Source organism: Citrobacter amalonaticus, assembly GCF_002918555.1.
Classification (GTDB): domain Bacteria; phylum Pseudomonadota; class Gammaproteobacteria; order Enterobacterales; family Enterobacteriaceae; genus Citrobacter_C; species Citrobacter_C amalonaticus_A.
Genome location: NZ_PQMB01000004.1, coordinates 56694 through 83675, shown reverse-complemented (window position 1 = coordinate 83675; position 26982 = coordinate 56694). Strand labels below are relative to the sequence as shown.

Genomic DNA, 26982 nt, shown 5'->3' with positions numbered 1-26982 from the left:
TGTCCTGCCTGTTGAGAATAAGGAAATAAAAATGCAACGCCGTGATTTCTTAAAATATTCCGTGGCGCTTGGGGCTGTATCGGCGCTTCCGTTGTGGAGTCGGGCAGCATTTGCCGCCGAGCGCCCTGCGTTACCCATTCCCGATCTCCTGACTCGCGATGCACATAACCACATATCGCTGATTATCAAAGCCGGTCAATCGATCTTTGCCGGGAAGAGTGCGACAACCTGGGGTTATAACGGCAATCTGCTCGGGCCTGCGCTGAAGCTGCAAAAGGGCCAGGCGGTCACGGTTAATATTCATAACCAGCTTGCCGAAGAGACGACGTTGCACTGGCATGGGCTGGAAATTCCCGGAGAGGTTGATGGCGGCCCGCAGGGGATCATCCCGGCAGGCGGAACGCGGACCGTGACTTTTACCCCTGAACAACGCGCGGCAACCTGCTGGTTTCATCCCCATCAGCACGGAAAAACAGGCCGTCAGGTGGCGATGGGGTTAGCCGGGCTGGCGATCGTTGAAGACGAAGATATCCACAAGCTGCTGTTGCCAAAACAGTGGGGGATCGATGATGTGCCGGTGATCGTGCAGGACAAACAGTTCAACGCCGCCGGACAAATTGATTATCAGCTGGATATGATGACCGCAGCGGTGGGCTGGTTTGGCGATACCCTGCTGACGAACGGCGCAATTTATCCGCAGCATGCCGCCCCGCGTGGCTGGCTGCGCCTGCGTTTGCTCAACGGGTGTAACGCGCGGTCGTTAAATTTTGCCACCAGCGATAATCGGCCGCTGTATGTTATTGCCAGCGACGGTGGCCTGTTGCCGGAGCCGGTTAAAGTGAGTGAATTGCCGGTATTGATGGGGGAACGTTTTGAGGTGCTGGTGGATGTCAGTGATGCAAAACCGTTCGACCTGATGACGCTACCGGTCAGCCAGATGGGAATGGCCATTGCGCCGTTTGATAAACCGCACCCGGTTATGCGTATCCAGCCGGTGATCGTGAATGCTTCCGGAACGCTACCCGATACGCTGACAGCCATGCCCGTCTTGCCTTCGCTTGAGGGTTTGACGGTACGCCAGCTTCAGCTGTCGATGGATCCGATGCTTGACATGATGGGGATGCAGATGTTGATGCAGAAGTATGGCAACCAGGCGATGTCGGGAATGGATCACGGACAAATGATGGGGCATATGGGCAACGGTAAGAGGGATCATGGCAACATGGGCCATATGAACCACAGCGGGAAATTTGATTTCCACAGCGCCAATAAGATCAACGGCCAGGCGTTCGATATGAATAAGCCGATGTTTGCCGCCGCGAAAGGGCAATATGAGCGCTGGGTTATCTCCGGGGTAGGTGACATGATGCTGCATCCGTTCCATATTCATGGCACGCAATTTCGCATTTTGTCGGAAAACGGCAAAGCACCCGCGGTACATCGCGCAGGCTGGAAGGATACGGTGCGCGTTGAGGGCGGCGTGAGCGAAGTCCTGGTGAAGTTCGACCACGATGCGCCAAAAGAACATGCTTATATGGCGCACTGCCACCTGCTGGAACATGAAGATACCGGCATGATGCTCGGATTTACCGTATAAAAATGCCGGATGGCGTTGTCGCCTGTCCGGCCTGTATCGACTCCGCAGGCCCGGTAAGCGGCAACGCCACCGGGCACACTACGTTACTTCGCTTCGTCCGGCAGCGCGTACGCGACAATATAGTCGCCCATCTTCGTCCCAAACGAACCGTGACCACCCGCAGAGATCACCACATACTGCTTGCCATTCACCTCATAGGTCATCGGCGTGGCCTGACCACCTGCCGGTAAACGGCCCTGCCACAGTTTTTCACCGTTGCTCATGTTGTACGCGCGCAGGTAGTTATCTGCTGTCGCCGCGATGAACAGCACGTTACCCGCAGTAGAGATTGGGCCACCCAGCATCGGCATACCCATATTAAACGGTACCGGAACCGGCATCGGGAACGGCATGCTGTCCTGCGGGGTACCAATGCGTTTTTTCCACACCACTTCATTGGTTTTCAGATCCAGCGCGGAGATATAACCCCAGGCCGGCTGTTTACACGGCAGACCAAACGGTGACAGGAACGGGTTCAGGGTCACGCCAAACGGTACGCCGTACTGCGGCTGGATCCCGGATTCAGTCCCTGTCCCTTTGGCATCTTTCGGCGGTTCCATCGGGTTACCGGGGCCGCGCGGGATCAGCTTAGAGACGAACGGCAGCGCCATTGGGTTGGCAATGGCGACCTGGCGATTTGGATCAACGGAGATACCGCCCCATTCGAACATACCGAGGTTGCCAGGGAATACCAGCGTGCCCTGCTCAGACGGCGGCGTGAAGATGCCTTCATAGCGTAGCTGATGGAACATCACGCGGCACACCAGCTGGTCGAACATGGTGGCCCCCCACATGTCTGCGCCGCTGAGGTCTTTTTTCGGACGGAAGCTCAGGTCAGAGAACGGCTGCGTTTTGGAAACGTAGTCGCCTTTGGCTGCACCCTGCGGAACCGGTTTTTCCGGCGCAGGGACGACCAGCTTACCGTTGCTGCGATCCAGCACGAAGATATTGCCGGTCTTCGCCGGAGCGTAAATCACCGGCACGGTTTTGCCGTTAACGGTAATGTCCGCCAGCGTCGGCTGGGACGGCATATCCATATCCCACAGATCGTGGTGAACGGTCTGATAACTCCAGGCAAGCTTACCGGTGGTGGCATTCAGCGCCACGATTGCGCTCGCGTAACGCTCCTGTTCCGGCGTGCGGTTACCGCCCCAGATATCCGGGGTGGTGACGCCCATCGGCAGGTAGACCAGATCCAGCTTCGCGTCATACGCGGCGGGTGCCCAGGAGTTTGGCGAGTTAAAGGTAAAGGTGTGTTCATCCGATGGGATCGCGTTTGGATCTTTCGCGCCCGGGTCGAACGCCCACTGCAGCTTACCGGTATTTACGTCGAAGCCACGGATAACACCCGAGGTTTCACGGGTGGAGAAGTTATCCGTTACCGAACCCGCAATCACGATGGTTTTATCGGTGATGATGGGGGGAGAAGTCGGTTCATACAGACCCGGCGTGGTATCGGGCATATTGGTTTGCAGATTCAGAATGCCTTTGTTGGCGAAGGTTTCGCACAGCTTGCCGGTTTCGGCATTAATGGCAAACAGGCGGCCATCGTTCACCGGCAGGATGATTCGGCGCGGACAGTCAGCAACCACATCCGGTGAGGCGGTGTCGGCTTTGGCTTCATGATATGAAACGCCGCGGCAGGTGACGTGCTGGAAGCGGGTATCCGTATTCAGCTGCGGGTCGAAATGCCACTTCTCTTTACCGGTTGCCGCATCCAGGGCGAACAGGCGCTGGTGAGCGGTACACAGATACAGCATGTTGCCGACTTTAATCGGCGTCACTTCGTTGGTGATTTCGCCCGGATCGTTTGGCTGTTTAAGATCGCCGGTACGGAACACCCAGGCTTCTTTCAGGTTGTGGACGTTCTCTGCGTTAATCTGCTTTAGCGGAGAGTAGCGCTGGCCTTCCTGATTACGGCCATATGCGGGCCAGTCCTGGTCGGCAACCGTTGAAATGGCTTCAGCTGGGGTAGAGTCCGCGCTGAGCGTGCCGTTAATCTCCTGTGGGTCGTTAAAGCCAGCCCAGGTCAGGATCCCGCCGCTTATCAGCAGGGCAACCACCAGAGCCGCCACCGCACCGCCGGAAGGGATAACCAGACGGTGCCAGACGAAAGGCAGGATCAGCCAAATGCCGAAGAAGACCAGGATGTCACTGCGCGGCGTCAATGCCCAGAAGTCGAAGCCGACTTCCCACACGCCCCAGATCATCGTCGCCAGAAGCAGGGCGGCATACAGCCATAGCGCGGATCGCTTGCTGCGCCAGAGTAATACCGCGACGGCCAGCATCACCAGACCGGCAATCGGGTAATACCAGGAGCCGCCGACAGCGACCAGCCAGCCTCCGCCGATCAGAAGATACAGTCCGCAGAGTGCTGCGAAGAGGGCCGTCAGCGTCACGAGAAGTCGTGGCGCTGTTACGTTGTTATTTGCCATAAAAAGGTACCATCTCAATTTGTTAATTTTTTAGTAGCAATTAATTATAGGATTTAACATGTGTGATCGTAATCACAAAATGAGCTTTATCAACAGATGCCGCGAATAAATACTTTTGCTGATATACTGCGTGCCTTGCGCTTCGATGCTGTCTTATCAAGAGCAGGCATGGAGTGATTTGTTTTTAAATCATATGGTTAGAGATATGAAACATACTGTAGAAGTCATGATCCCCGAAGCGGAGATCAAAGCGCGTATTGCCGAACTGGGTCGTCAGATTACTGAGCGTTATAAAAACAGCGGCAGTGACATGGTGCTGGTCGGTCTGCTGCGGGGGTCATTTATGTTTATGGCGGACCTGTGCCGTGAAGTACAGGTATCTCATGAAGTCGATTTTATGACCGCCTCCAGCTACGGTAGCGGTATGTCCACCACGCGTGACGTCAAAATCCTCAAAGATCTGGATGAAGACATTCGTGGCAAGGATGTGCTGATTGTTGAAGACATCATCGATTCGGGTAACACGCTGTCAAAAGTCCGCGAAATCCTGAGCTTGCGCGAGCCGAAATCTCTGGCGATTTGTACACTGCTGGATAAGCCAACCCGCCGTGAAGTGGATGTGCCGGTGGAGTTTGTGGGTTTTTCAATCCCGGACGAATTTGTAGTGGGTTATGGGATTGACTATGCCCAGCGTTATCGCCATCTGCCGTACGTCGGCAAAGTGGTGTTACTGGACGAGTAAGCGCGTGAAAGGCAGGGAAAACCCTGCCTTATTTACGAGGAGATAAAAGCGGTTTATCAGAACTGATAGCCGTAGTTGAGCATCATGCCCTTGTCGCTGAGACCGTCCTCACGCCAGCTGAAGGCTTCCGCCCGCAGTTGGCTGTTTTTCTGCAGATAGTTTACCCCGACGGAAGCAAAGCTGTTAATCCCGCCGCCCTGTTCGCCGCTGTCAATCGCAAAGCGCTGACCCGCCGCGCCCTGCAGTTCGCCGCTGCGCTGGCTCTGGCTAAAGGTGAGATTCGGGCTGCCTTCGACCATCGCGTTAACCGCCCAGCCGTTGCTGCCCTGATAGTCCAGCTTCAGGCCAACGGTGGCGTCTACCGCCGTTTTGGAACCGCCGCTCATTTGCAGGTTGAAATCGCCTGCGCCCGTTTCATCCATGCCGTTGTCGCTGCCGTGGCGGAATTTAACGCCCGCTAACGGCGCGATGCTCAGCTCGTCGCTCAGACTGAACGATTTGCTGAACTGAGAGCGCCATTCCAGATACTGCTGGACGGAGTCGGAGCTGCCGGTGGTATTGACCGCGCCGTAGCTGACCAGACGATCGCTTTGCAACTGCTGGAGGTCATAGCGCAGGCTGTTGCTCAGCATCACATCATCGGCAAACTGCACGTCATGCTGCATACCGAAGAACTGGCTGAAGCCACCCGTCAGGCCATTATCCCCGGCCTCTTTCGCCTGACCGTCGACGATGCGCGCCATGCCGTATTGCATACTCAGGTTCTGCGTTGGCGACAGGTCAAAACGCTGGCTGAGCGAGAGCATGTCAAAGCGGGCATTGTTGCCGAGTTCGGCACGACTGTCGTTCTGGGCGATAACGTTAAAGCCGAGGCCGCTTTCCGTTTTCACGCCGCTGGTTTGCATCATGTTAAAGCGGTTGCTGAGCACGCGCGACTCACGGTTGGCCGTCACGGCTTTCATGCCGGAGAGCTGGCGCATCGCGTCTGTGACCTGCCCGGCGGTTTCCAGGTTGAGGCTGTTATACAACGCGTTATTGGTATAACCCGCGTCAAGCGCTTGCGCCATGTCGCTGACATTGCTGTCGGTGACCACGTCGGTGTAGGCGTTTTTGGTCATGGTCACATCAACGTTGCCGCTGCTGTCTTTGCTGGCGTCAGCGCGCCATACCGCGCTGGTAGAGGCGATATTCTCTTCACCCTGAATATCCTGACCGGTGAAGACGTTATCCATTGTGACGCTCTGCGCGCTGGTGCCCAGCACAAAGCCGGTATTCACTTTTGCCTCTTTAATGGTGTAGCTGCTCGCGGAGTAAGTCCCGTAGGTGCCGCTGGCGGTGGTGCCGACGGTGTAGCCCTGCACGGTATTCTGCACCACGCTGTCAGCTTCGCCACGGACCAGGCTGGAGCCCGTTACGTCGGGGGCGATATTGTACTGGCCGTAGTTGATTAACCTGGCGGTAGACGTGCTGCCGCCACGGTCAAAAACAGCGGAATCGTTGGCATAGATGTTCACCACGCCGGTCGTGCCGTTAATTGCCACTGCATCAGAGGTCGAGCTCTGGAAGGCGGTCATACCTGTTGCGTTCAGGTCGGCGTCCTGCTGCAGGCCCAGGTTAATGGTGCCGTTATTCACGGACGTCGTGCCGCTCAAATCCTGGAATACCGTGGCGTTATCGCCGTTAATGGTGATGGTGCCGTTATTGGTCAGCGTACCTGGTTCGCCCTGACTCTGACTATGAGCGCTGGCGACAGTGACGTTAGCGCCGGTCGCGGTGATGGTACCGTCGTTGACAAAATTACCGGCGCCGAGCCAGAGATACACCCGCTGAGATAACGCATTGCTTAATGTTATCGTCGCGCCGCTATGGTTAGTAAAATCCAGCTTCCCGGAACCGCCCACGCCAGGTTTGGCACCATCAGTGAGGTATGTTGTATAACCTACCTGATCAGGACTGCCGTTACTCAACAGGATCGTACCGTAGTTGTCGAAGTAGCCCTGAGACGCAGGAGAATAAGCGAGGGTTGCAGAGGTGTTGTTGTCGCCATTGCTGAAGGTCAGTGTGCTGTCTTTACCCACGATGGCGCGGGCACCTTCGCCATCCAGCGCAAAGCCATTCATTGAATTACCATTGTCAACGATCTCCAGATTCACATCGCCGCTCATCAGATAGGTGGTGTTACTCTTAATCGTAATGAATTGGGTCTGGACGTCGTTTCCGTCGTTGAGCCGGGCATTGGTTTCCCCCGTGTTTTCAATGATTACCGGCGTCAGGCTGCCCTGGGTGGACAGGGTCACCGGCGCACCTTCGGGCACGTCCAGGCCACTCATCGTGGTATAGGTGTTCAGCCTGACCTTGTTGCCCTGCTCGTCAAACTGCCATTTGCCGCGGTAATCAATCACGCCGTCGGCATTTTTATGCGCGGCGACATAGCCGTCGGTTTTCCCGGTGGTCTGATCGAGCGCGGTGATGACATACTCATTGCCCGCAGCATCAGTGATAAGCCAGGTGCCGTCCGCCTGCTCCTGACCCTGCAACGGCGTGGCGCTATCGCCAAACATGAAGGTCGCGCGGGTGGTCTGCGCAAGCGGCTCGCTGGACGTCACGGTCAGATTATTCGGGAACGTTTTGCTGTAGGTGACAGGTTCATCCGGCGTGTCCGGTGTATCTGGGGTGTCCGGTGTATCTGGAGTGTCCGGCGTATCTGGGGTATCAGGCGTATCAGGGGTGTCCGGTGTATCTGGCGTATCAGGGGTATCCGGCGTGTGGTCATCGCTGCCGCCACCTCCGCCGCTACCGCTGGCCGCAATAACGATACCCGCAATGGCCGCTGCGCCCGCGACGCCTCCCCATATCAGTTTCTGATTTAACCCTTCATCCTGCAGGCAATTGGCAGGCAGTTTCTTTTTCTGCTCCGGGGTTAATTTACTGGCGTCTTCGGGGCAACTATTTTCAATGTTTAACGGTGCGGCGGCATGCGCGTAATTAACCGTGAGCGCCATCGCCACACTCATGCTGATCAATTTATATTTCATAAAAATCCCTTTAACGTTAATTATCTATTTAATTAATTAACATCGTTTCTTTAGCGGAAGGTATTTATGACAAAACGTCATATTCCAATAACTTGCTGTAAATTATGCAGTATTTCTTGGGCTTTTTTGATAACGTAGCCACTCTGCCTGAGCGATGCTAACAGGAAGGGATCCCATTGTTTTAATCTATGACGATTTCAGCTATACCCATGTATCTGTTACGCGAATATTTAAAGGGGAAATAACCCACTATTTCGCGACGGCAGGATGATAAAAACGAGAAAATGCTTTTATTCGAATATTTATTATTTGCATGGGTTATGTTTTTTTGAGAAATATTTTAAAATAAGGCCGGGAAGAGCCGGGGCGGGGCAGGTGACGCCGCCGCCCGGCTTTGTGACAGGTTTATTTATGGTTTACGTGTTTCTGGCTGAGGTTAGACACGCCCTGGCGGTAACGCTGCTCCAGAGTGGAACGACTGGTGGCCGTCACTTCCAGATCGCGCAGCAGGCCGTCATGAATACCATAAGCCCAGCCGTGAATCGTCACTTTCTGACCGCGCTTCCAGGCGGACTGCATGATGGTGGAGTGACCCAGGTTATACACCTGTTCCATCACGTTCAGCTCGCACAGGGTGTCCATACGACGCTCCTGCGGCATTTCGCCGAGCAATGAGCTATGTTTGAACCAGATATCACGGATGTGTAGCAGCCAGTTGTCGATAAGACCCAGTTCAGGGTTCTCAACCGCAGCCTGGACACCGCCACAACCGTAGTGGCCGCAGATAATAATGTGTTCAACTTCCAGGACATCAACTGCATACTGAACGACGGAGAGGCAGTTCAGATCGGTGTGGATGACCAGGTTGGCAACATTACGGTGAACAAACAATTCGCCCGGCTCAAGACCGGTTAAACGTTCTGCGGGAACGCGACTGTCGGAACATCCAATCCATAGAAAACGCGGTTTCTGCGCTTGCGCCAGTTTCTCAAAAAATCCGGGATCCTCTTCCACCAGCATTTTTGACCATAGTGAATTGTTGCTGATGAGTGTATCTATGTCTTTCATGGAGGTTAACGACCTGTAACCAAATAAGTGCGTTGGGCTAATATAGGGCAACTCCAGGATTATTTAAACCACATAATATATACAAAATCATTCGGGGCGCATCGGGGCGGCAATTGAATGAATCCCTGGCGCTTACATCGGTAAGCGATGGGGAGGGAGTGAAGGCAGTCAGCCATGATGCACCTCGAAGGATGACGTGTATGAAAGTGTAAGAACGTAAGGTAAGTAATTATTCATGACCATAGCACTGGAACTTCAACAACTTAAAAAAACGTATCCGGGAGGCGTTCAGGCGCTTCGCGGTATCGATTTGCAGGTCGAAGCGGGGGATTTCTACGCGCTTCTGGGGCCAAACGGGGCTGGGAAGTCGACGACCATCGGCATTATCAGTTCCCTGGTAAACAAAACCTCCGGGCGTGTCAGCGTCTTTGGTTACGATCTCGAAAAAGATGTCGTCAATGCCAAACGTCAACTGGGGCTGGTGCCGCAGGAATTTAACTTTAACCCGTTTGAGACTGTCCAGCAGATTGTGGTTAACCAGGCGGGATACTATGGCGTTGAGCGTAAAGAGGCTATCGAACGTAGCGAAAAGTATCTGAAACAGCTCGATCTGTGGGAAAAGCGTAACGAACGTGCGCGGATGTTGTCCGGCGGGATGAAGCGCCGTCTGATGATCGCCCGTGCGCTGATGCACGAGCCTAAGTTGCTGATTCTTGATGAACCGACCGCCGGTGTGGATATTGAGCTACGTCGTTCAATGTGGGGTTTTCTGAAAGATCTCAACGACAAAGGCACCACCATCATTCTGACCACGCACTACCTTGAAGAGGCGGAAATGCTCTGCCGCAATATTGGCATCATTCAGCATGGCGAACTGGTGGAGAACACCTCCATGAAGGCACTGCTGTCCAAGCTGAAATCCGAAACCTTTATTCTCGATCTGGCACCGAAAAGCCCGCTGCCGAAGCTTGATGGTTACCAGTATCGTCTGGTGGATACCTCAACGCTGGAGGTGGAAGTGCTGCGTGAACAAGGGATTAACAGCGTTTTCAGTCAGCTCAGCGCCCAGGGGATTCAGGTGCTGAGTATGCGTAACAAGGCGAACCGCCTGGAAGAGCTGTTTGTGTCACTGGTTCATGAAAAACAAGGAGATCGCGCATGATGCAGCTTTACTGGGTCGCGCTGAAAAGCATCTGGGCGAAAGAGATTAATCGCTTTATGCGCATCTGGGTGCAGACGCTGGTGCCGCCCGTCATCACGATGACGCTCTATTTTATTATCTTCGGCAACCTGATCGGCTCGCGGATTGGCGAGATGCATGGCTTTAGCTACATGCAGTTTATTGTGCCAGGCCTGATTATGATGGCGGTAATCACCAACGCTTACGCGAACGTGGCGTCGTCATTCTTTAGCGCCAAATTTCAGCGCAATATTGAAGAACTGCTGGTTGCGCCGGTGCCGACGCACGTTATTATCGCCGGGTTTGTCGGTGGTGGCGTGGCGCGTGGGCTGTGCGTCGGGATTCTGGTGACGGCGATATCGCTGTTCTTTGTGCCCTTCCAGGTTCACTCCTGGCTGTTTGTCGCCTTAACGCTGGTGCTGACGGCGGTGCTGTTCTCGCTGGCGGGTTTGCTAAACGCCGTGTTTGCCAAAACCTTCGACGATATCAGCCTGATCCCCACCTTCGTGCTGACGCCGCTGACTTACCTGGGCGGGGTGTTTTACTCCCTGACGCTGCTGCCGCCGTTCTGGCAGGGGCTGTCGCAACTGAACCCGATTGTCTACATGATCAGCGGTTTCCGCTACGGTTTCCTCGGGATCCATGACGTGCCGCTGGTCACCACCTTTGGGGTACTGGTGGTGTTTATCGCGGCGTTTTATCTGCTGTGCTGGTCTTTGATTCAGCGCGGTCGCGGATTGCGTAGCTGATTCGATTCTTCTCTTCTCCTGCAAGGGAGAGGAGAGTTTTGACGGCTGTCATCATTATCCATTTATCACCCTGATAAACTACTCGCCTGCTAAGGAGGTGGGCGATGTTAGGTTGGGTAATTACATGCCATGACGATAAGGCGGAGGAGCTGCTGGATCGTCTGGAAAAACAGTATGGTCCACAGGCACAATGCCGGGCGGTGAATTTCTGGCGCGGCCTGAGTGCGAATATGCTGAGCAGGATGATGTGCGATGCCCTGCATGCCACAGACTCTGGCGATGGCGTCATCTTTCTGACCGATATTTCCGGCGCTGCGCCGTACCGGGTGGCGTCTCTGATGAGCCATAAGCATTTGCAGTGTGAAGTGATTTCCGGGGTGAGCTATCCATTGCTGGAACAAATGCTTTCATCACGGGAGTCGATGAGCAGCGTTGCCTTTCGCGACAGGATCGTGGCTCTTGGTACGCCGGATGTCACCAGCCTCTGGCATCAGCAGCAAAAGAATCCGCCTTTTGTGCTGAAGCATGATTTGTATGACTATTAGACAGTGCTATTGATGACGCTTTTGCTACAATCATTGCGTTTTCTCGCTGCGGTTATCTCATATGGTCATGCGTGTTCTGCTCGTTGTGTTCGTCTTTTTCTCCGGTTGTGCGGCGGCCGTTCTGCCCGCTCGTTACATGCAAACGACTGAAGATGCTGCTATCTGGGCGCAAATTGGCGACCAGATGGTGACGGTGGGTCACGTTCGTGCCGGGCAGATCCTCTCTGTTATCCCCATTGCCGCAGATTATTATGAGTTTAAATTTGGCTTTGGAACGGGGTTTATTGATAAAGGACACCTGGATGTCGTTCAGGGGCGGCAGAAGGTAGAAGATGGTCTGGGCGATCTCAACAAACCGCTCAGCAACCAGAACCTGATCACCTGGAAAGATACGCCGGTTTATAATGCGCCGGATATCGGCAGCGCCCCGTTTGGCGTGCTGGCGGATAACCTGCGTTATCCCATCATCAGCAAACTGAAAGATCGGCTGAATCAGACCTGGTATCAGATTCGCATCGCCAATCGGCTGGCGTATATCAGCGCCCTGGATGCGCAGGAAGACAGCGGTATTCCGGTGCTGACATACCATCACATCCTGCGCGATGAAGAGAACACCCGCTTTCGCCATACCTCCACGACCACCTCAGTGCGCGCCTTCAGCAACCAGATGACCTGGCTGCGCGATCGCGGCTACAGCACGCTGACGCTGTATCAGCTTGAAGGCTACGTGCGTAATAACATGAACCTGCCCGCACGGGCGGTAGTGATTACTTTTGATGATGGCCTGAAATCAGTAAGCCGTTATGCGTACCCGATACTGAAGCAGTACGGAATGAAGGCGACGGCGTTTATTATTTCATCACGTATTAAGCGCCATCCACAGAAGTGGGATCCAAAATCGCTGCAGTTTATGAGCGTTTCGGAACTCAGCGAAATCCGGGATGTTTTTGATTTCCAGTCACATACCCATTTTTTACATCGGGTGGATGGTCATCGTCGTCCAATTCTGCTCAGTCGCAGCTATCACAATATTTTGTTTGATTTTGAACGCTCGAGGCGATCGCTCACCCAGTTTAATCCGCACGTACTCTATCTCTCATATCCGTTTGGCGGCTACAACGCCATGGCGGTTAAAGCCGCGCACGATGCCGGATTTCATCTGGCGGTGACAACGGTAAAAGGGAAGGTGAAGCCGGGGGATAATCCGTACTTATTGAAACGGCTCTATATCTTAAGAACAGATTCGCTGGAAACGATGTCGCGGCTGGTCAGCAACCAGCCGCAGGGGTGACAGGGTTCAGGCTACCTGAACCGGAATCGCTTTGGCGGTACGTTTCATCTCATTGTCGCCATCAAAATAGGCGACTTTCGGCTGCCAGGTACGCGCTTCTTCGTCAGACATGGTGACGAAGCTGGCAATAATCACAATATCACCGACGTCGGCGCAGTGCGCGGCCGCACCGTTGACGGAAATGATTCTGGAGCCGCGTTCTGCCGCAATCGCATAGGTCGAGAAGCGTTTACCGTTGCTCACGTTCCAGATATCAATGGCTTCATTTTCCAGAATGCCCGCGGCGTCGAGAAAATCCTGATCAATGGCGCAGGAGCCTTCATAGTGCAGATCCGCCTGAGTCACTTTCACGCGGTGGAGTTTGCCCTGCAGCATAGTGCGAATCATAACATCTACCTTTAATCCTCGGGATCTTTCAGGAGGCCAACACAGAGGCAACCCGAATGATTTTGAGTCTGTCTTGTTGTCAACGAAGCCAGCCGAAGCCGGCTTTGAGAAATTCCTCAGGCAGTATTGCCCGATTTTTAACCCCTGTCTACTGGGTTAATGTCACGCTCTGATTGTCGATCAGGCGCGCCTGACCGAGCCATGCCGCTACCAGGATCACCGCACGTTTGCTGGTCTCCGTCAGTTCCAGCAGCGTGTCTGCATCGCGGATCTGAATGTCATCGGCACGAAAGCCTTTTTCATTCAACTCCTGCTCAGCGATGGCAATCATCTCTTGCTGGTCGCGGTTGCCTGCTAATAGTTTCTCAGTTATGCCGTTCATCACTTTATACAGGCCTGGCGCAATCTTGCGCTGCTCTGCGGTCAGATAGCCATTACGGGAGCTGAGGGCTAAACCGTCTTTGGCGCGAATAATCGGTACGCCGACGATTTCAATGTCGTAGCCCATATCGGCAACCATTTTGCGGATCAGCGCCAGCTGCTGGAAATCCTTCTCGCCAAAGCAGGCGATGTCCGGCTGGACCAGATTGAACAGCTTGCTGACAATCGTGGAAACGCCACGGAAGTGGCCAGGACGGCTGGCGCCTTCCAGCATGGTGGAAAGCCCGGGGACGTCAACGTAGGTTTGTCCTTCGATACCCTGAGGATAGATTTGGTCAGGTGCCGGAGCAAAAACCAGATCGACTTTACGCTTGTTTAACTTTTCGCAGTCTTCCTGGAGCGTGCGTGGATAGCGAACCAGATCGTCCGGACGATCAAACTGCATCGGATTAACAAAAATGCTCACGACTACTATGTCAGCACGTGCTTTCGCTTCATCAACCAGCTTCATATGACCATCGTGCAGGTTGCCCATGGTTGGAACCAGCGCGATACGTTTACCTTCCTGACGTAAACGGCGGATATGCTGACGCAGCAGCGGCAGGGTTTCAATAATCAACACAATGTGACTCCTTAATGGAAACTGTGTTCTTCGCCCGGATAAACGCCGGACTCGACTTCGGCAATATACTGCCGCACCGCGGCGCGCATGTCGCCTGCTTCCTGGAGGAAATTTTTGGCAAATTTTGGAATGTGCCCGCCAGTGATGCCAAACGCATCGTGCATCACCAGGATCTGACCGTCGGTCACATTGCCAGCGCCAATGCCGATAACCGGAATGGAGAGCGCCTCTGTGACGCGTTTTGCCAGCTCAACAGGGACACACTCCAGCACCAGCAGCTGCGCGCCCGCAGCCTCCAGCGCCAGCGCATCATCCAGCAGCACCTGGCCCGCGTCGCCGCGCCCCTGAATTTTATAACCCCCGAAGATATTTACCGACTGCGGGGTAAGACCGAGGTGTCCACACACCGGCACTGCGCGTTCGGTCAACATCTTCACGGTATCGACCAGCCATGCGCCGCCTTCAATTTTGACCATATTGGCCCCGGCGCGCATGACGATAGCCGCGTTTTCAAACGCCTGTTCCGGAGTGGCATAGGCCATAAAGGGCAAATCTGAGAGCAACAGACACTGGGGGGCGCCACGGCGTACGGCACGCGTGTGGTAAGCGATATCGTCGACGGTAACAGGCAGCGTGGAGTCATGTCCCTGAATCGTCATGCCCAGCGAGTCGCCTACCAGCATGACGTTGATGCCTTCATCAGCAAACAGTTTGGCGAAGCTGTGGTCGTAGGCGGTAATGGTCGCGAAGCGCTTTTTCTCTTGTTTGCATTTTTGCAGCAGGGAGATGGTGGTCGGTTTCATAACATTTCCTGAGGACGAAAGTCATATTTATCGGCATTCTAACAGTCATATTCAGAGGGGCAATTGATTTAAGAAACCGATTGGCATGTAAGCAGTAAACGCTACAGAAAGGGGCGGGGTTTACCAGTGGGCAGGTTTTTCGGCGGCCAGAAGGGTGAGTTGCTGGCGCAGGCTCAGCCCGTCCGGGAAGTGCAGGTCAGGCGCGATTTCGAACAGCGGCCACAGCATAAAACCGCGATTCTTCATATCGTAGTGTGGCACCGTCAAACGTTCTGTGTGAATCACTTCATCGCCGAACAGCATAATATCCAGATCCAGCGTGCGCGGTCCCCAGCGTTCAGCTTTGCGTTCCCGGCCCTGTTGCAGCTCAATGCGCTGGGTGTGATTGAGCAGCGCGTCCGGCGTAAGCGCGGTTTCCAGCGCGACGGCGGCGTTCAGATAGTCCGGTTGATCCTGCGGACCCAGCGGGGGAGTGCGATAAAAAGAGGAGACGGCAACGATCCGGCTGTCAGGGATTTCGCCGATTGCTTTTACGGCAGCATTGACCTGCTCCAGCGGAGAGGCCAGATTACTGCCGAGTGCAATATACGTGATGGTCACACGCTGCCTTCGCGGCGCGGGGCGCGCTTACGTGGACGGCGGTGGCGGCGACGCGGCGCTGGATCTTCATCCAGCTCGTTCAGCATCCCTTTTTGTTCTGGCGGTGCAGAGACCTGGAACTCGCTCCACCAGTGGGCCAGACGCTGAAGTTCAGCATTGTTTTCCACTTCGGCACGCAGGGCCAGCAGATCGAAAGAGGCGCGGAATTTCGGATGCTCCATCAGCTTCCAGGCGCGTTTGCCCTGGCGACGGGACATGCGCAGCTGTAGCTGCCAGATGTCGCGGGTCAGCGAGGTAAGACGTTTTGGAATAGCCAGCGACTGGCACGCTTCATCCAGAACTTCATTCATTGCCAGCGCGAAGGCGTCGTAATAGGCCAGACCGCTCTCCTGGGCAATTTTTTGCGCCATCTCCAGCAGTGGATACCAGAACATGGCGGCAAACAGGAACGCCGGGTTAACGCGCATATCGTTATGGATGCGGTTATCGGTATTCTTCAGCACCTGAGCAATGATCCGCTCCATGGAGCTGTCGCCGTTTTCGGTGAAGTAGCGGGTGATAGTCGGGAACAGCGGCTGAAACAGGCTGTATTCACGCAGCTTTTTATAGGTTTCATAGCCGTAGCCTGCCTGTAAAAGCTTCAGCGACTCTTCGAACAGACGCGCGGGCGGAATATCATTGAGCAGCGTGGCCAGTCGCGGGATGGGCTCTGCGGTCTCCGGGCTGATGCCCATATTCAGTTTTGCGGCAAAGCGAACCGCACGCAACATGCGAACGGGATCTTCACGGTAACGCGTTTCCGGATTGCCGATCAGACGGATCACGCCATCCTGCAGATCCTGCATTCCGCCAACGTAATCACGTACGGTGAAATCAGCCACGCTGTAATAGAGGCTGTTAATGGTGAAGTCGCGGCGCTGGGCATCTTCTTCGATGGAGCCGAAAATGTTGTCGCGCAGCAGCATCCCGTTCTGTCCGCGTTGGGAAGTGGTGCGATCGCTTTCGCTGCCTTCATGGTGTCCGCGAAAGGTCGCCACTTCGATAATTTCCGGGCCAAACATCACGTGGGCGAGACGGAAACGACGGCCAACCAGACGACAGTTACGGAACAGTTTACGAACCTGATCCGGCGTGGCGCTGGTAGTCACGTCAAAATCTTTGGGTTTTTTGCCAAGCAGAAGGTCGCGTACGCCACCGCCGACCAGATAGGCTTCATAGCCCGCTTTGTTCAGACGATAGAGCACCTTGAGGGCATTTTCACTGATATCTTTGCGGGAAATAGCGTGCTGTTCACGCGGGATTACCGTCATATGTGGACGGGCGACGGCAAGCTCGGCCTCGCTCTCCTCGCGGCTTAGCACCTTGCGGCAAAAATTAGCGACTCGGGTAAAAATAGTGCACCTCGGTAGTGTCAAACAATATTCAGGACAAAAGTTGCTCTATGGCTTTCGCTTTGCAGCAAGGCTGCAGGCTTCTGAATCCCCGGGAACATAGAAAAACGATGTGACCGGGGGAGCAAACGCAGCCAGTACAGCAGCAATGCGAAAGACGACGAGCAAAAATAGCGGCTAATCATAGCTCAGCAGGACGCATTTGAGAATGACGGATTTACACTTGCCGATTCTGGCACCGCCGTCAGCCGCCAGTTCTCCACCGCCATCCTGAGAATTTCATCCACAGGCATATCTTGCCACGGCAAATCGGTACGCTGGCCGAGAAAGCGTAGCGCATCAATCAGTATGGGGCGCGGATCGCCTTGCGGTAACGCAGGCGCATGATTCTGTTTGGAAAGTTTAGCGCCTTGTTCATTGAGCGCCAGTGGCAGATGGATATAACCCGGTGCGTTCCAGCCGAACTGCTGGTAAAGCGAAATTTGCCGGACCGTGGGTTCGATGAGATCCGCACCGCGCACGATCTCGGTGACGCCCTGAAAATGGTCGTCTACCACCACCGCCAGGTTATAGGCAAACAGCCCATCGCGACGGTGAATAATGAAATCCTCCTGTGCGAGCTGCGGGTTCGCCTGGATATTGCCGCGCAGCCGGTCAGTGAATTCAGTCACGGGATGCCGCTGCTTAATACGCACCGCGGCCTGTTCCGGTCCATTATGCCGTTCGCGACAGTGGCCATCATAAATACCGCCGATGCTCTGAATACGCGCACGGGTACAGGTGCAGTAATAGCTCAGACCTCTCTCGTAAAGCCAGGCAAGCGCCTCGCGGTAGGCCTCATGGCGGGCGGATTGCCACAACACGTCGCCATCCCAGTGCAGGCCGTAATGTTCCAGCTGACGCAGGATCGTCTCTGCGGCACCGGGAACTTCACGCGGGGGATCGATATCTTCAATACGGACGCGCCAGGTACCGTTCTGTGCGCGGGCCTGTAAATAGCTGCCAAGCGCGGCAATCAGTGAACCAAAATGCAGTTCGCCGGAGGGAGAGGGGGCGAATCGGCCAATGTAGTGTGAGTGAGTCATCTTTGTAGGAAATGAAAAGGCGGGGAAGTCCCCGCCTGTTGTAACGTTATGAAACGGTGGGGATTAGCCCGCCATCTGTTTTTCGCGAATTTCAGCCAGCGTTTTGCAGTCGATGCACAGATCGGCTGTGGGACGCGCTTCCAGGCGGCGGATGCCAATTTCCACACCGCAGGATTCGCAATAGCCGAAATCTTCGTCTTCAACCTTCTTCAGCGTTTTCTCGATCTTTTTGATCAGTTTGCGCTCACGGTCACGGTTACGCAGTTCGAGGCTGAACTCTTCTTCCTGTGCGGCGCGGTCAACCGGATCGGGGAAGTTTGCTGCTTCGTCCTGCATATGAGTAACGGTGCGATCGACTTCATCCCTAAGTTGATTACGCCATGCTTCAAGAATACGCCTGAAGTGCGACAGCTGGGCTTCGTTCATATACTCTTCGCCCGGTTTCTCCTGGTACGGCTCCACCCCAGCGATGGCGAGAATACTCAGGGACGATGTTTTACGGTTTTGCCCTTCTTGCATGTTGCTTCTCCTTAACACGCACTATCGATCCCCATGTTCGGGGAAAAATCAGGTCGCTATAAATAGCAGAAGCTTTTCCGGATAGCAATTATCTAAACGTAACACTTGACAACCCTGTGAGGAAAAGCGTATTTGCGCACGCGGCCAGAATACTAATTCGCCAGTCGTTACACCACAACTATACTCGTCATACTTCAGGTTGCAGATGCGTTGGCTTTATTACCCGGCCCATCTCTGGGCCTCGCCCCTTCGGGGCCAGCACAAGCGCTGTTCAAAACGACTACGCGTTTTCCTGCAACTCGAATTATGTAGAGTATAAAACAGTGGGTAATGGCTCATTAAGAGTCATTGTTTCGGCAGAAAGTTCCGCTTTATAAGCCAGAATCTCTACCCCCTTTTGCTGTGCTTCAATCAACAATTGCGCGTATTTTGCATCGATATGGCGCGCGGGTGAAAACCGTGTAATGGCAGAATGCAGAACGGCAAAAAATATGACTGCGCGTTTGCCTTCCGCCGCTACGCCCATCAGTTCCCGAAGATGTTTCTGACCTCGTTCAGTGATGGCATCGGGAAAAAAACCTTGTTCATTTTCCGCTAACGTGACCGATTTCACTTCAATATAGCAGTCCGGGCGGGAGTCTGCCTGTAACATAAAATCAATACGGCTGCGTTCGGCGCCGTATTTTACTTCGCTTTTTAATACGCTGTAGCCTGAAAGTTCCGAAATCTGCCCATCCTGAATCGCCTCTTTCGTGAGTCTGTTTGCCCACAATGTATTAACGCAAATGAGCGCGCCAGATTGAGTTTGAGTTAATTCCCATGTGTGCGGATATTTGCGTTCAGTTTTTTCTGAAGTCGAATACCAGACCGTGTCACCAGGTGTTGCACAACCGGTCATCGCTCCCGTATTTGGGCAATGTAATGTTAATTCTCTGCCGTCTGGTGTGATCACATCGGCTAAAAAACGTTTATAGCGCTGAATCAACGTGGCGCGCTGAAGTGGAGGGGTAAATTCCATTGCATATATCCTTAAGAGCCAGGCCCATCAGGCTCTGATTATTCGGCAAGCGTCCAGTGTTGCAACTGCGTGTAATGCGTACGGCCCCGTTTGAATGAAGAGGCGTAGAGCGCAAATTCATTGACCGGAAATGACCAGCAAAAACCCGGTGGTGGGATTGCGACGGCATGGCTGGCGTCACGCAGTAGCGTAATGTGTGGATGAAACGGCTGTGGGCTTTGATAGCAGCCGCTGCGCGCCGCCTGCGACCGTAGCATACTGGCAAGTTGCAGCAGTCCTCGCGGCGGCTGGCGCATCCCCAGCCACACAACGCGCGACCGCAGCCACTGTCCGGCATCGTTAAGCGCGAGCGTAAATCCCGGCTGGCGAATGCGTCCGGCAAGGGTGGATAACGCCTGCTGTTTGTCGGCGCCGATCTCGCCTAAAAATGCCAGCGTCAGATGCAGGTTTTCTGCTGCAACGGGACGCCCGGCTTCTGCGGGGAACTGTTCCGCACGCCAGTGAACAATTTGCTCCCGAACGGCGCCAGGCAATTCAATCGCAAAGAACAGCCTTTTGGACTCAGACATGATGGATACTCGGTAATGAATTAACGCGATGCTACAATGCAGCGCGAAGAATGTTAACCCTCTGGAGCCATTTGTGACGTCGTTGCCTGTTGCCGCCGTATTGCCTGAACTGCTTGCCGCCCTTGGGAGCGCACCGCAGGTGTTGCTGAGTGCTCCAACGGGAGCCGGTAAATCAACCTGGCTACCGCTGCAATTTTTGAGTGCTGTTCAGGGGCGAATTCTCCTGCTGGAGCCGCGTCGCCTGGCGGCGCGCAACGTGGCGCAACGCCTGGCGGAACAGCTGAATGAAAAGCCCGGCGAGACGGTTGGCTACCGGATGCGTGCGCAAAGCTGCGTAGGGCCAAAGACGCGCCTGGAAGTGGTCACCGAAGGGGTGATGACCCGAATGATCCAACGCGATCCGGAGCTGAACGGCGTCGGGCTGGTGATCCTCGATGAATTTCACGAGCGCAGTTTGCAGGCCGACCTGGCGCTGGCGCTGCTGCTGGATGTGCAGCAAGGGCTGCGGGATGACTTAACGCTGCTGATCATGTCCGCAACGCTGGATAACGATCGGCTGCAACAGCGGCTACCCGCAGCGCCGGTGATTATCTCTGAAGGTCGGGCGTTTCCCGTTGAGCGCCGCTACCAGCCGCTGGCGTCACAAATGCGTTTTGATGAAGCCGTCGCGTCTGCAACTGCGGAACTGTTGCGTAATGAGGCCGGTTCGCTGCTGCTGTTTCTGCCCGGCGTCGGGGAGATCCAGCGCGTACAGGAGCAGCTACGTTCGCGCGTTGGCGACGATGTGCTGTTGTGTCCGTTATACGGGGCGTTATCGCTAAATGAGCAGCGCAAAGCGATTCTGCCGCCCCCGGCAGGGATGCGCAAAGTGGTGCTGGCAACCAATATTGCTGAGACCAGCCTGACCATTGAGGGAATTCGTCTGGTGGTGGACTGCGCCCAGGAGCGCGTGGCCCGTTACGATGCCCGCACCGGGCTGACGCGACTGGTCACCCAGCGGGTGAGTCAGGCCTCCATGACCCAGCGAGCGGGACGCGCCGGTCGACTGGAGCCCGGCATCTGTTTGCATCTGCTGGAAAAAGAGCAGGCCGAACGCGCTGCCGCCCAGAGCGACCCTGAGATTTTACAAAGCGATCTTTCAGGGTTGCTGATGGAGTTGTTGCAGTGGGGATGCAGCGACCCGACCCAGCTCACCTGGCTGGATCTGCCCCCGGCGGGGAATTTACAGGCGGCAAAGCGGCTGTTACAGATGCTGGGCGCGCTGGATGGCGAGAGGCTGAGTGCGGCAGGACAGAAAATGGCGGCGCTGGGTAACGACCCGCGTCTGGCCGCAATGCTTATAAGCGCCGGTAATGCTGACGAGGCGGCGACCGCGGCGCAGCTTGCTGCCATCCTCGAAGAACCACCGCGAATGGGAAACAGCGATCTCAGCGTGGCGTTTTCGCGTAATCATCCCGCCTGGCAGCAGCGCAGCCTGCAATTACTGAAGCGTCTTAATGCGCACGGCGGTGACGCTGACGCGACGCTGATTGCGCCGCTTCTCTCACGGGCGTTTGCCGATCGTATCGCACGGCGGCGCGGTCAGGATGGTCGCTACCAGCTGGCAAACGGCATGGGGGCCGCGCTGGAGGCTGACGATGCCCTGGGGCGGCATGAGTGGCTGATAGCCCCTCTGTTGTTGCAGGGCAGCGTGTCGCCGGATGCGCGTATTCTGCTGGCCTTACCGCTGGACATTGACGTGCTGGTTCAACGCTGTCCTGAGCTGCTGGCGCAGTCGGATACTGTCGAGTGGGATGACGCGCAGGGCACGCTGAAAGCATGGCGCAGAATGCGGATTGGGCAACTTACGGTAAAAGTACAGCCGCTGGCGAAGCCTTCTGAAGAGGAGCTGCATCAGGCGATGCTTAACGGGATCCGCGACAAGGGGTTAACTGTCCTCAGCTGGACTACAGAAGCGGAGCAACTGCGTTTACGGTTGCAGTGTGCAGCAAAATGGCTGCCGGAGTATGACTGGCCCGCCGTGGATGAGGCGACATTACTGGCGACGCTGGAGCGGTGGCTGCTGCCGCATATGGCTGGCGTTCACTCACTGCGTGGTCTGAAATCCCTTGATGTTCATCAGGCGCTGCGTGGGTTACTGGACTATCCCATGCATCAACGTCTGGAGACTTCGCTGCCCACACATTACACTGTGCCGACGGGAAGCCGGATAGCCATTCGCTATCATGAGGATAACTCCCCCGTTCTGGCGGTCAGAATGCAGGAGATGTTTGGTGAGGCGGTCACGCCAGCCATCGCGCAGGGGCGCGTGCCGCTGGTGCTGGAACTGCTGTCGCCCGCGCAGCGACCGTTACAGATTACACGTGATTTGAGCGCCTTCTGGCAGGGGGCGTATAAGGAAGTGCAAAAAGAGATGAAGGGGCGCTACCCCAAACATGTCTGGCCAGACGATCCGGCGAATACCGCGCCGACGCGGCGCACCAAAAAGTATTCGTAGTGGTCCTGATTTGCCTGATGGCGCGAAGCGCTAAGGTCTGCGGGACATGCCGGTGGGATAAGGTGTTTTCGCCGCCATCCGGCAAAAAAGCCCCATAATTGAGAGATTTCTTCTTCTGTTGTCTGACGGAAGAACAGAGAATCAGGCCGTTGCGCCTGAACGTTGCGGAGAAAAAGCATGGCCGGGAATGATCGCGAGCCAATTGGACGCAAAGGGAAACCCTCGCGTCCGGTGAAACAAAAGGTGAGTCGTCGTCAGCTCAGAGATGAAGAGTACGACGACGATTATGATGATGACGATGAGGATGAAGAACCGATGCCGCGTAAAGGTAAAGGCAAAGGGCGTAAGCCTCGTGGTAAGCGCGGCTGGTTCTGGCTGCTGGTAAAACTGTCGATCGTTTTTTTGGTGCTGATTGCCATTTACGGCGTCTATCTGGATCAAAAAATCCGCAGTCGCATTGATGGTAAAGTCTGGCAGCTGCCTGCGGCCGTGTATGGCCGGATGGTGAATCTTGAGCCAGATATGTCCGTCAGCAAAAACGAAATGGTGAAACTGCTGGAAGCGACGCAGTATCGCCAGGTGACGAAGATGACGCGGCCCGGCGAGTTTACCGTGCAGGCGAACAGCATCGAGATGATCCGCCGTCCGTTTGATTTCCCGGATAGCAAAGAAGGACAGGTGCGCGCACGTCTCACTTTTGACGGCGGTCATCTGGAAACCATCGTCAACATGGATAATAACCGCCAGTTCGGTTTCTTCCGTCTCGATCCGCGTCTGATCACCATGCTTTCATCGCCTAACGGGGAGCAGCGCCTGTTTGTGCCGCGCAGCGGCTTCCCGGATCTGCTGGTGGACACGCTGCTGGCGACCGAAGACCGTCACTTCTATGAGCATGATGGTATCAGCCTGTACTCCATCGGGCGTGCGGTGCTGGCAAACCTGACCGCGGGTCGGACGGTGCAGGGGGCAAGTACCCTGACGCAACAGCTGGTGAAAAACCTGTTCCTCTCCAGCGAGCGCTCCTACTGGCGTAAAGCGAACGAAGCCTACATGGCGCTGATCATGGATGCGCGTTACAGCAAAGATCGGATCCTTGAGCTGTACATGAACGAAGTCTATCTCGGTCAGAGCGGCGACAATGAAATCCGCGGTTTTCCGCTGGCGAGTCTGTACTACTTTGGTCGTCCGGTGGAAGAGCTGAGCCTCGATCAGCAGGCGCTGCTGGTGGGGATGGTGAAAGGGGCGTCAATCTATAACCCGTGGCGGAACCCGAAACTGGCGCTGGAGCGACGCAATCTGGTGCTGCGTCTGCTGCAACAGCAGCAGGTTATCGACCAGGAGCTGTATGACATGCTGAGCGCGCGTCCGCTGGGCGTGCAGCCGCGCGGTGGGGTGATCTCGCCACAGCCCGCCTTCATGCAGATGGTACGTCAGGAGCTACAGGCGAAGCTGGGCGATAAAGTGAAAGATCTCTCCGGCGTGAAGATCTTCACCACCTTCGATTCTGTAGCGCAGGATGCGGCGGAAAAAGCGGCCGTTGAGGGAATTCCGGTACTGAAGAAACAGCGCAAGCTGAGCGATCTTGAAACCGCGATTGTGGTGGTTGACCGCTTTAGCGGCGAAGTGCGGGCGATGGTTGGTGGGGCGGAGCCGCAGTTTGCCGGTTACAACCGGGCAATGCAGGCGCGTCGTTCGATTGGTTCTCTGGCAAAACCGGCTACCTATCTGACGGCGTTGAGCCAGCCGAAGCTTTATCGTCTGAATACCTGGATTGCCGATGCGCCGATTGCGCTGCGTCAGCCAAACGGCCAGGTATGGTCGCCGCAGAACGACGACCGCCGCTACAGCGAGAGCGGTAAGGTTATGCTGGTGGACGCCCTGACGCGTTCGATGAACGTGCCGACGGTCAATCTGGGGATTGCGCTGGGCTTGCCTGCGGTGACGGATACCTGGATAAAACTGGGGGTACCGAAAGATCAGCTGCATCCGGTTCCGGCAATGCTGCTGGGGGCGCTGAACCTGACGCCGATTGAAGTTGCGCAGGCCTTCCAGACCATTGCCAGCGGCGGTAATCGTGCGCCGCTTTCTGCGCTGCGCTCGGTGATTGCGGAAGATGGTTCCGTGCTGTACCAGAGCTTCCCGCAGGCTGAACGTGCCGTTCCGGCACAGGCGGCATATATGACGCTGTGGACGATGCAGCAGGTGGTGCAGCGCGGTACGGGTCGCCAGCTGGGCGCGAAGTATCCGGGTCTGCATCTGGCGGGGAAAACCGGGACGACAAACAACAATGTGGATACCTGGTTTGCCGGTATCGACGGCAGCCAGGTCACTATCACCTGGGTAGGGCGCGACAACAACCAGCCGACTAAACTGTATGGCGCGAGCGGGGCGATGTCGATTTATCAGCGTTATCTGGCGAATCAGACGCCGACGCCGCTGACCCTCACGCCACCGGAAGACATTGTTGATATGGGCGTAGATTACGACGGCAACTTTGTGTGCAGCGGTGGAACGCGTACGCTGCCGGTCTGGACCGCCGATCCAGATTCGCTCTGCCAGCAGGGTGAAATGATGCAACAGCCGCAGCCGACCGGGAATCCGTTCGATCAGTCTTCTCAGCAGCAGCCGCAACAGCAGCCAGCGCAAGAGGAGAAGAAGGACGGCGACGGCGTTGCCGGTTGGATTAAAGACATGTTTGGCAGTAACTAATTGCCCACAGTGTAAAAACCCGCTTCGGCGGGTTTTTTGTCACCCCTAAACCACCTCCTGGGGAGGTGGTGATTGTTCCTGTAGGGCTATAGCCCGAAGAAAACCGATGCGGAAATGTTTCACCTTATACCCGGATAATTCAGAGAAGCAGTGCGGTTATTCTCGGTAATGCAATCAGAAACAATACTAAAGAATGGGGAATAAATGTTTTTAGCCCCCTTTTAGGGTGCCGGGTCAAAGCCACCTTCTAAGAAGGTGGACTCTTTACTGTGCTGGTGGCAGCGTAATGTGGTAAGCACAAAATCCTTAATCAGCTCCATCTCTCAGGCGTAATATCCTTTGTTTTATAAGGAGATAAAATAATGGCAATACCCGCGTATTTATGGCTGAAAGATGATGGCGGTGCAGATATCAAAGGCTCCGTTGATATACGAGATAGAGAGGGAAGCATTGAGGTTTTATCGTTTGGTCACGGACTTCACATTCCTACGGATAGCAACACAGGAAAGCTTACTGGCACGCGAATGCACTCCCCCCTTACCATAGAGAAAGAGTTTGACTCATCTTCTCCCTATCTCTACCGCGCTGTTGCTACCGGTCAAACGCTCAAGTCAGCTGAAATTAAGTGGTACAAAATCAACGATGCAGGCCAGGAAGTTGAGTACTTCAACATGTTCCTTGAGAACGTGAAGATCGTTGGTATCACGCCGGTGATGCATAACGTTAAAAACCCCTCAATGGAAAAGCATAATCATCTGGAGGCGATAGAGCTACGTTACGAAAAAATCACCTGGAAACACTGTGATGGCAATATCCAATATACTGATGGCTGGAATATCAGGGTAACTGCATGATCATTGCCCGGTACGCGTTGAACGGACTCCCCTCATCGATACTCACCGTTCTGGGTGTTGGAAACTTCCCTGCGTTTTCTGGTCAGCTGTACGGGCGCAATAACGTGACGATGGCTGGAAGAAAAAATATTGGCCCCATACCTCCCGGGCGTTACTTCATCGTTGGTCGCCAAAGCGGCGGCAGGCTTGGCACTATAACGGATTTTGGGCTCAAAAATTTCTACGGTACTGACCGTTCAATGTGGTTCGCACTGTATAAAGAAGACTGGCAGATCGATGATAGTGTGTTTATTGATGGAGTTAAGCGGGGTAGTTTTCGCCTCCACCCGGTTGGGCCTCGCGGACTCAGCGAGGGTTGTATTACTCTGTTGCACCTCAGTGATTTTGATTATCTGCGGGAGGCATTAGTGAAAACGACGATGATCCCAGTGCCCTGCACCAGTTTTAAAGCGTATGGAACAATTACGGTCACATGAGGAAGCTGATAGCGATATTCATGAGCGGCCTCGCCGGGCTGGTGGCGTTTGTGTCAATCTCCGCCGTCTGGTTTTACAATGCGCCGCTGCTGTGGATTTATGCGATAAGTAACGCGCTGGCGCTTCGTGGCGACGAGAACACACTTGACCTGCTGCTGATATCGGGTTGGCTGGTGGCGTTGCTCCCTGCGCTGCTGGCGTTCATCTACGTGTATCGGCTATTGAAGTAATAGCGACTTGAGAAGCCCTGCTGAGCGGGGCTAATGAGATGGTCACCCCACCCTGTGAGCGGTACGCTGGCGGAGTGTTCTATTTTAGAGGGAACCATCAGATAATTGATGACATGAACGGCATATCGGCCTGCTGATGAACCTGACATAAAAAATGGCT

At 54.9% G+C, this 26982-nt stretch carries 23 protein-coding genes; 11 read left to right on the top strand and 12 right to left on the bottom strand.

The window, feature by feature from the left end; all coding sequences use genetic code 11:
• The first annotated feature begins 31 nt into the window (after positions 1-31).
• Positions 32-1597 (top strand): multicopper oxidase CueO, encoded by a 1566-nt coding sequence (gene cueO, locus C3432_RS18170; protein ID WP_103777963.1) that lies wholly within the window; start codon positions 32-34, stop codon positions 1595-1597.
• 83 nt (positions 1598-1680) lie between these two features.
• Here the strand turns inward: cueO and C3432_RS18165 are convergent, their stop codons facing one another.
• Positions 1681-4071, bottom strand: a complete 2391-nt coding sequence (locus C3432_RS18165) for a glucose/quinate/shikimate family membrane-bound PQQ-dependent dehydrogenase (RefSeq protein ID WP_103777962.1) — start codon at positions 4069-4071, stop codon at positions 1681-1683.
• 205 nt (positions 4072-4276) lie between these two features.
• On the opposite strand from C3432_RS18165, the gene hpt reads away from it, so the two are divergent.
• Positions 4277-4813: a hypoxanthine phosphoribosyltransferase gene (gene hpt, locus C3432_RS18160; protein WP_103777961.1), complete on the top strand. Its 537-nt coding sequence runs from the start codon at positions 4277-4279 to the stop codon at positions 4811-4813.
• Between the two features lie 56 nt (positions 4814-4869).
• Here hpt and C3432_RS18155 read toward each other — a convergent pair whose 3' ends face one another.
• On the bottom strand, positions 4870-7848 hold the full coding sequence (locus tag C3432_RS18155; RefSeq protein ID WP_219816760.1) for a hypothetical protein: 2979 nt from the start codon (positions 7846-7848) through the stop codon (positions 4870-4872).
• 405 nt (positions 7849-8253) lie between these two features.
• Entirely contained in the window at positions 8254-8916 is a 663-nt protein-coding gene (can, locus tag C3432_RS18145) for a carbonate dehydratase (RefSeq protein ID WP_103777959.1), read from the bottom strand.
• 235 nt (positions 8917-9151) lie between these two features.
• On the opposite strand from can, the gene C3432_RS18140 reads away from it, so the two are divergent.
• The 4 genes from C3432_RS18140 to C3432_RS18125 all read left to right on the top strand — a co-directional run bounded on the left by C3432_RS18140 (position 9152) and on the right by C3432_RS18125 (position 12681).
• Positions 9152-10078 (top strand): ABC transporter ATP-binding protein, encoded by a 927-nt coding sequence (locus C3432_RS18140; RefSeq protein ID WP_103777958.1) that lies wholly within the window; start codon positions 9152-9154, stop codon positions 10076-10078.
• The gene (locus C3432_RS18135) at positions 10075-10845 is read left to right on the top strand and encodes an ABC transporter permease (RefSeq protein ID WP_103777957.1); all 771 of its coding nucleotides are present in this window, start codon (positions 10075-10077) and stop codon (positions 10843-10845) included. The genes C3432_RS18140 and C3432_RS18135 overlap by 4 nt, the downstream gene beginning before the upstream one ends.
• A gap of 104 nt (positions 10846-10949) precedes the next feature.
• Positions 10950-11390, top strand: a complete 441-nt coding sequence (locus C3432_RS18130; protein WP_103777956.1) for a PTS sugar transporter subunit IIA — start codon at positions 10950-10952, stop codon at positions 11388-11390.
• Positions 11391-11451: 61 nt separating this feature from the next.
• Positions 11452-12681 (top strand): polysaccharide deacetylase family protein, encoded by a 1230-nt coding sequence (locus tag C3432_RS18125; RefSeq protein WP_103777955.1) that lies wholly within the window; start codon positions 11452-11454, stop codon positions 12679-12681.
• A gap of 6 nt (positions 12682-12687) precedes the next feature.
• Here the strand turns inward: C3432_RS18125 and panD are convergent, their stop codons facing one another.
• The 9 genes from panD to thpR form a co-directional block, all read right to left on the bottom strand.
• Positions 12688-13068 carry an aspartate 1-decarboxylase gene (panD, locus tag C3432_RS18120; protein ID WP_103777954.1) on the bottom strand — a complete coding sequence of 127 codons (381 nt, stop codon included), beginning with the start codon at positions 13066-13068 and terminating at the stop codon, positions 12688-12690.
• Positions 13069-13216: 148 nt separating this feature from the next.
• A complete protein-coding gene (gene panC / locus C3432_RS18115) occupies positions 13217-14071 on the bottom strand; it encodes a pantoate--beta-alanine ligase (protein WP_103777953.1) in 855 nt (284 codons plus the stop codon).
• An 11-nt stretch (positions 14072-14082) separates the two neighbouring features.
• A complete protein-coding gene (gene panB, locus C3432_RS18110; protein WP_103777952.1) occupies positions 14083-14874 on the bottom strand; it encodes a 3-methyl-2-oxobutanoate hydroxymethyltransferase in 792 nt (263 codons plus the stop codon).
• A 120-nt stretch (positions 14875-14994) separates the two neighbouring features.
• Positions 14995-15474, bottom strand: a complete 480-nt coding sequence (gene folK, locus C3432_RS18105; protein ID WP_103777951.1) for a 2-amino-4-hydroxy-6-hydroxymethyldihydropteridine diphosphokinase — start codon at positions 15472-15474, stop codon at positions 14995-14997.
• Positions 15471-16868: a polynucleotide adenylyltransferase PcnB gene (pcnB, locus tag C3432_RS18100; protein ID WP_219816762.1), complete on the bottom strand. Its 1398-nt coding sequence runs from the start codon at positions 16866-16868 to the stop codon at positions 15471-15473. Before pcnB ends, folK begins: the two co-directional genes overlap by 4 nt.
• 185 nt (positions 16869-17053) lie before the next feature.
• Positions 17054-17950, bottom strand: coding sequence for a tRNA glutamyl-Q(34) synthetase GluQRS (gene gluQRS / locus C3432_RS18095; protein ID WP_103777949.1), 897 nt, complete (start codon positions 17948-17950; stop codon positions 17054-17056).
• A gap of 63 nt (positions 17951-18013) precedes the next feature.
• Positions 18014-18469: an RNA polymerase-binding protein DksA gene (dksA, locus tag C3432_RS18090; protein WP_003829221.1), complete on the bottom strand. Its 456-nt coding sequence runs from the start codon at positions 18467-18469 to the stop codon at positions 18014-18016.
• A gap of 304 nt (positions 18470-18773) precedes the next feature.
• Positions 18774-19487 (bottom strand): DNA/RNA nuclease SfsA, encoded by a 714-nt coding sequence (gene sfsA / locus C3432_RS18085; RefSeq protein WP_103777948.1) that lies wholly within the window; start codon positions 19485-19487, stop codon positions 18774-18776.
• Between the two features lie 38 nt (positions 19488-19525).
• A complete protein-coding gene (gene thpR / locus C3432_RS18080; RefSeq protein ID WP_103777947.1) occupies positions 19526-20056 on the bottom strand; it encodes an RNA 2',3'-cyclic phosphodiesterase in 531 nt (176 codons plus the stop codon).
• 73 nt (positions 20057-20129) lie between these two features.
• On the opposite strand from thpR, the gene hrpB reads away from it, so the two are divergent.
• The 5 genes from hrpB (at position 20130) to C3432_RS18055 (ending at position 26822) form a co-directional block, all read left to right on the top strand.
• The gene (hrpB, locus tag C3432_RS18075; RefSeq protein ID WP_103777946.1) at positions 20130-22553 is read left to right on the top strand and encodes an ATP-dependent helicase HrpB; all 2424 of its coding nucleotides are present in this window, start codon (positions 20130-20132) and stop codon (positions 22551-22553) included.
• Positions 22554-22730: 177 nt separating this feature from the next.
• The gene (gene mrcB / locus C3432_RS18070; protein WP_103777945.1) at positions 22731-25262 is read left to right on the top strand and encodes a bifunctional glycosyl transferase/transpeptidase; all 2532 of its coding nucleotides are present in this window, start codon (positions 22731-22733) and stop codon (positions 25260-25262) included.
• Between the two features lie 362 nt (positions 25263-25624).
• Positions 25625-26116: an Hcp family type VI secretion system effector gene (locus C3432_RS18065; RefSeq protein WP_103777944.1), complete on the top strand. Its 492-nt coding sequence runs from the start codon at positions 25625-25627 to the stop codon at positions 26114-26116.
• Positions 26113-26592, top strand: coding sequence for a DUF2778 domain-containing protein (locus C3432_RS18060; protein ID WP_103777943.1), 480 nt, complete (start codon positions 26113-26115; stop codon positions 26590-26592). The genes C3432_RS18065 and C3432_RS18060 overlap by 4 nt, the downstream gene beginning before the upstream one ends.
• Positions 26589-26822: a hypothetical protein gene (locus tag C3432_RS18055; RefSeq protein WP_146050926.1), complete on the top strand. Its 234-nt coding sequence runs from the start codon at positions 26589-26591 to the stop codon at positions 26820-26822. The genes C3432_RS18060 and C3432_RS18055 overlap by 4 nt, the downstream gene beginning before the upstream one ends.
• The last annotated feature ends 160 nt before the right edge of the window (positions 26823-26982 follow it).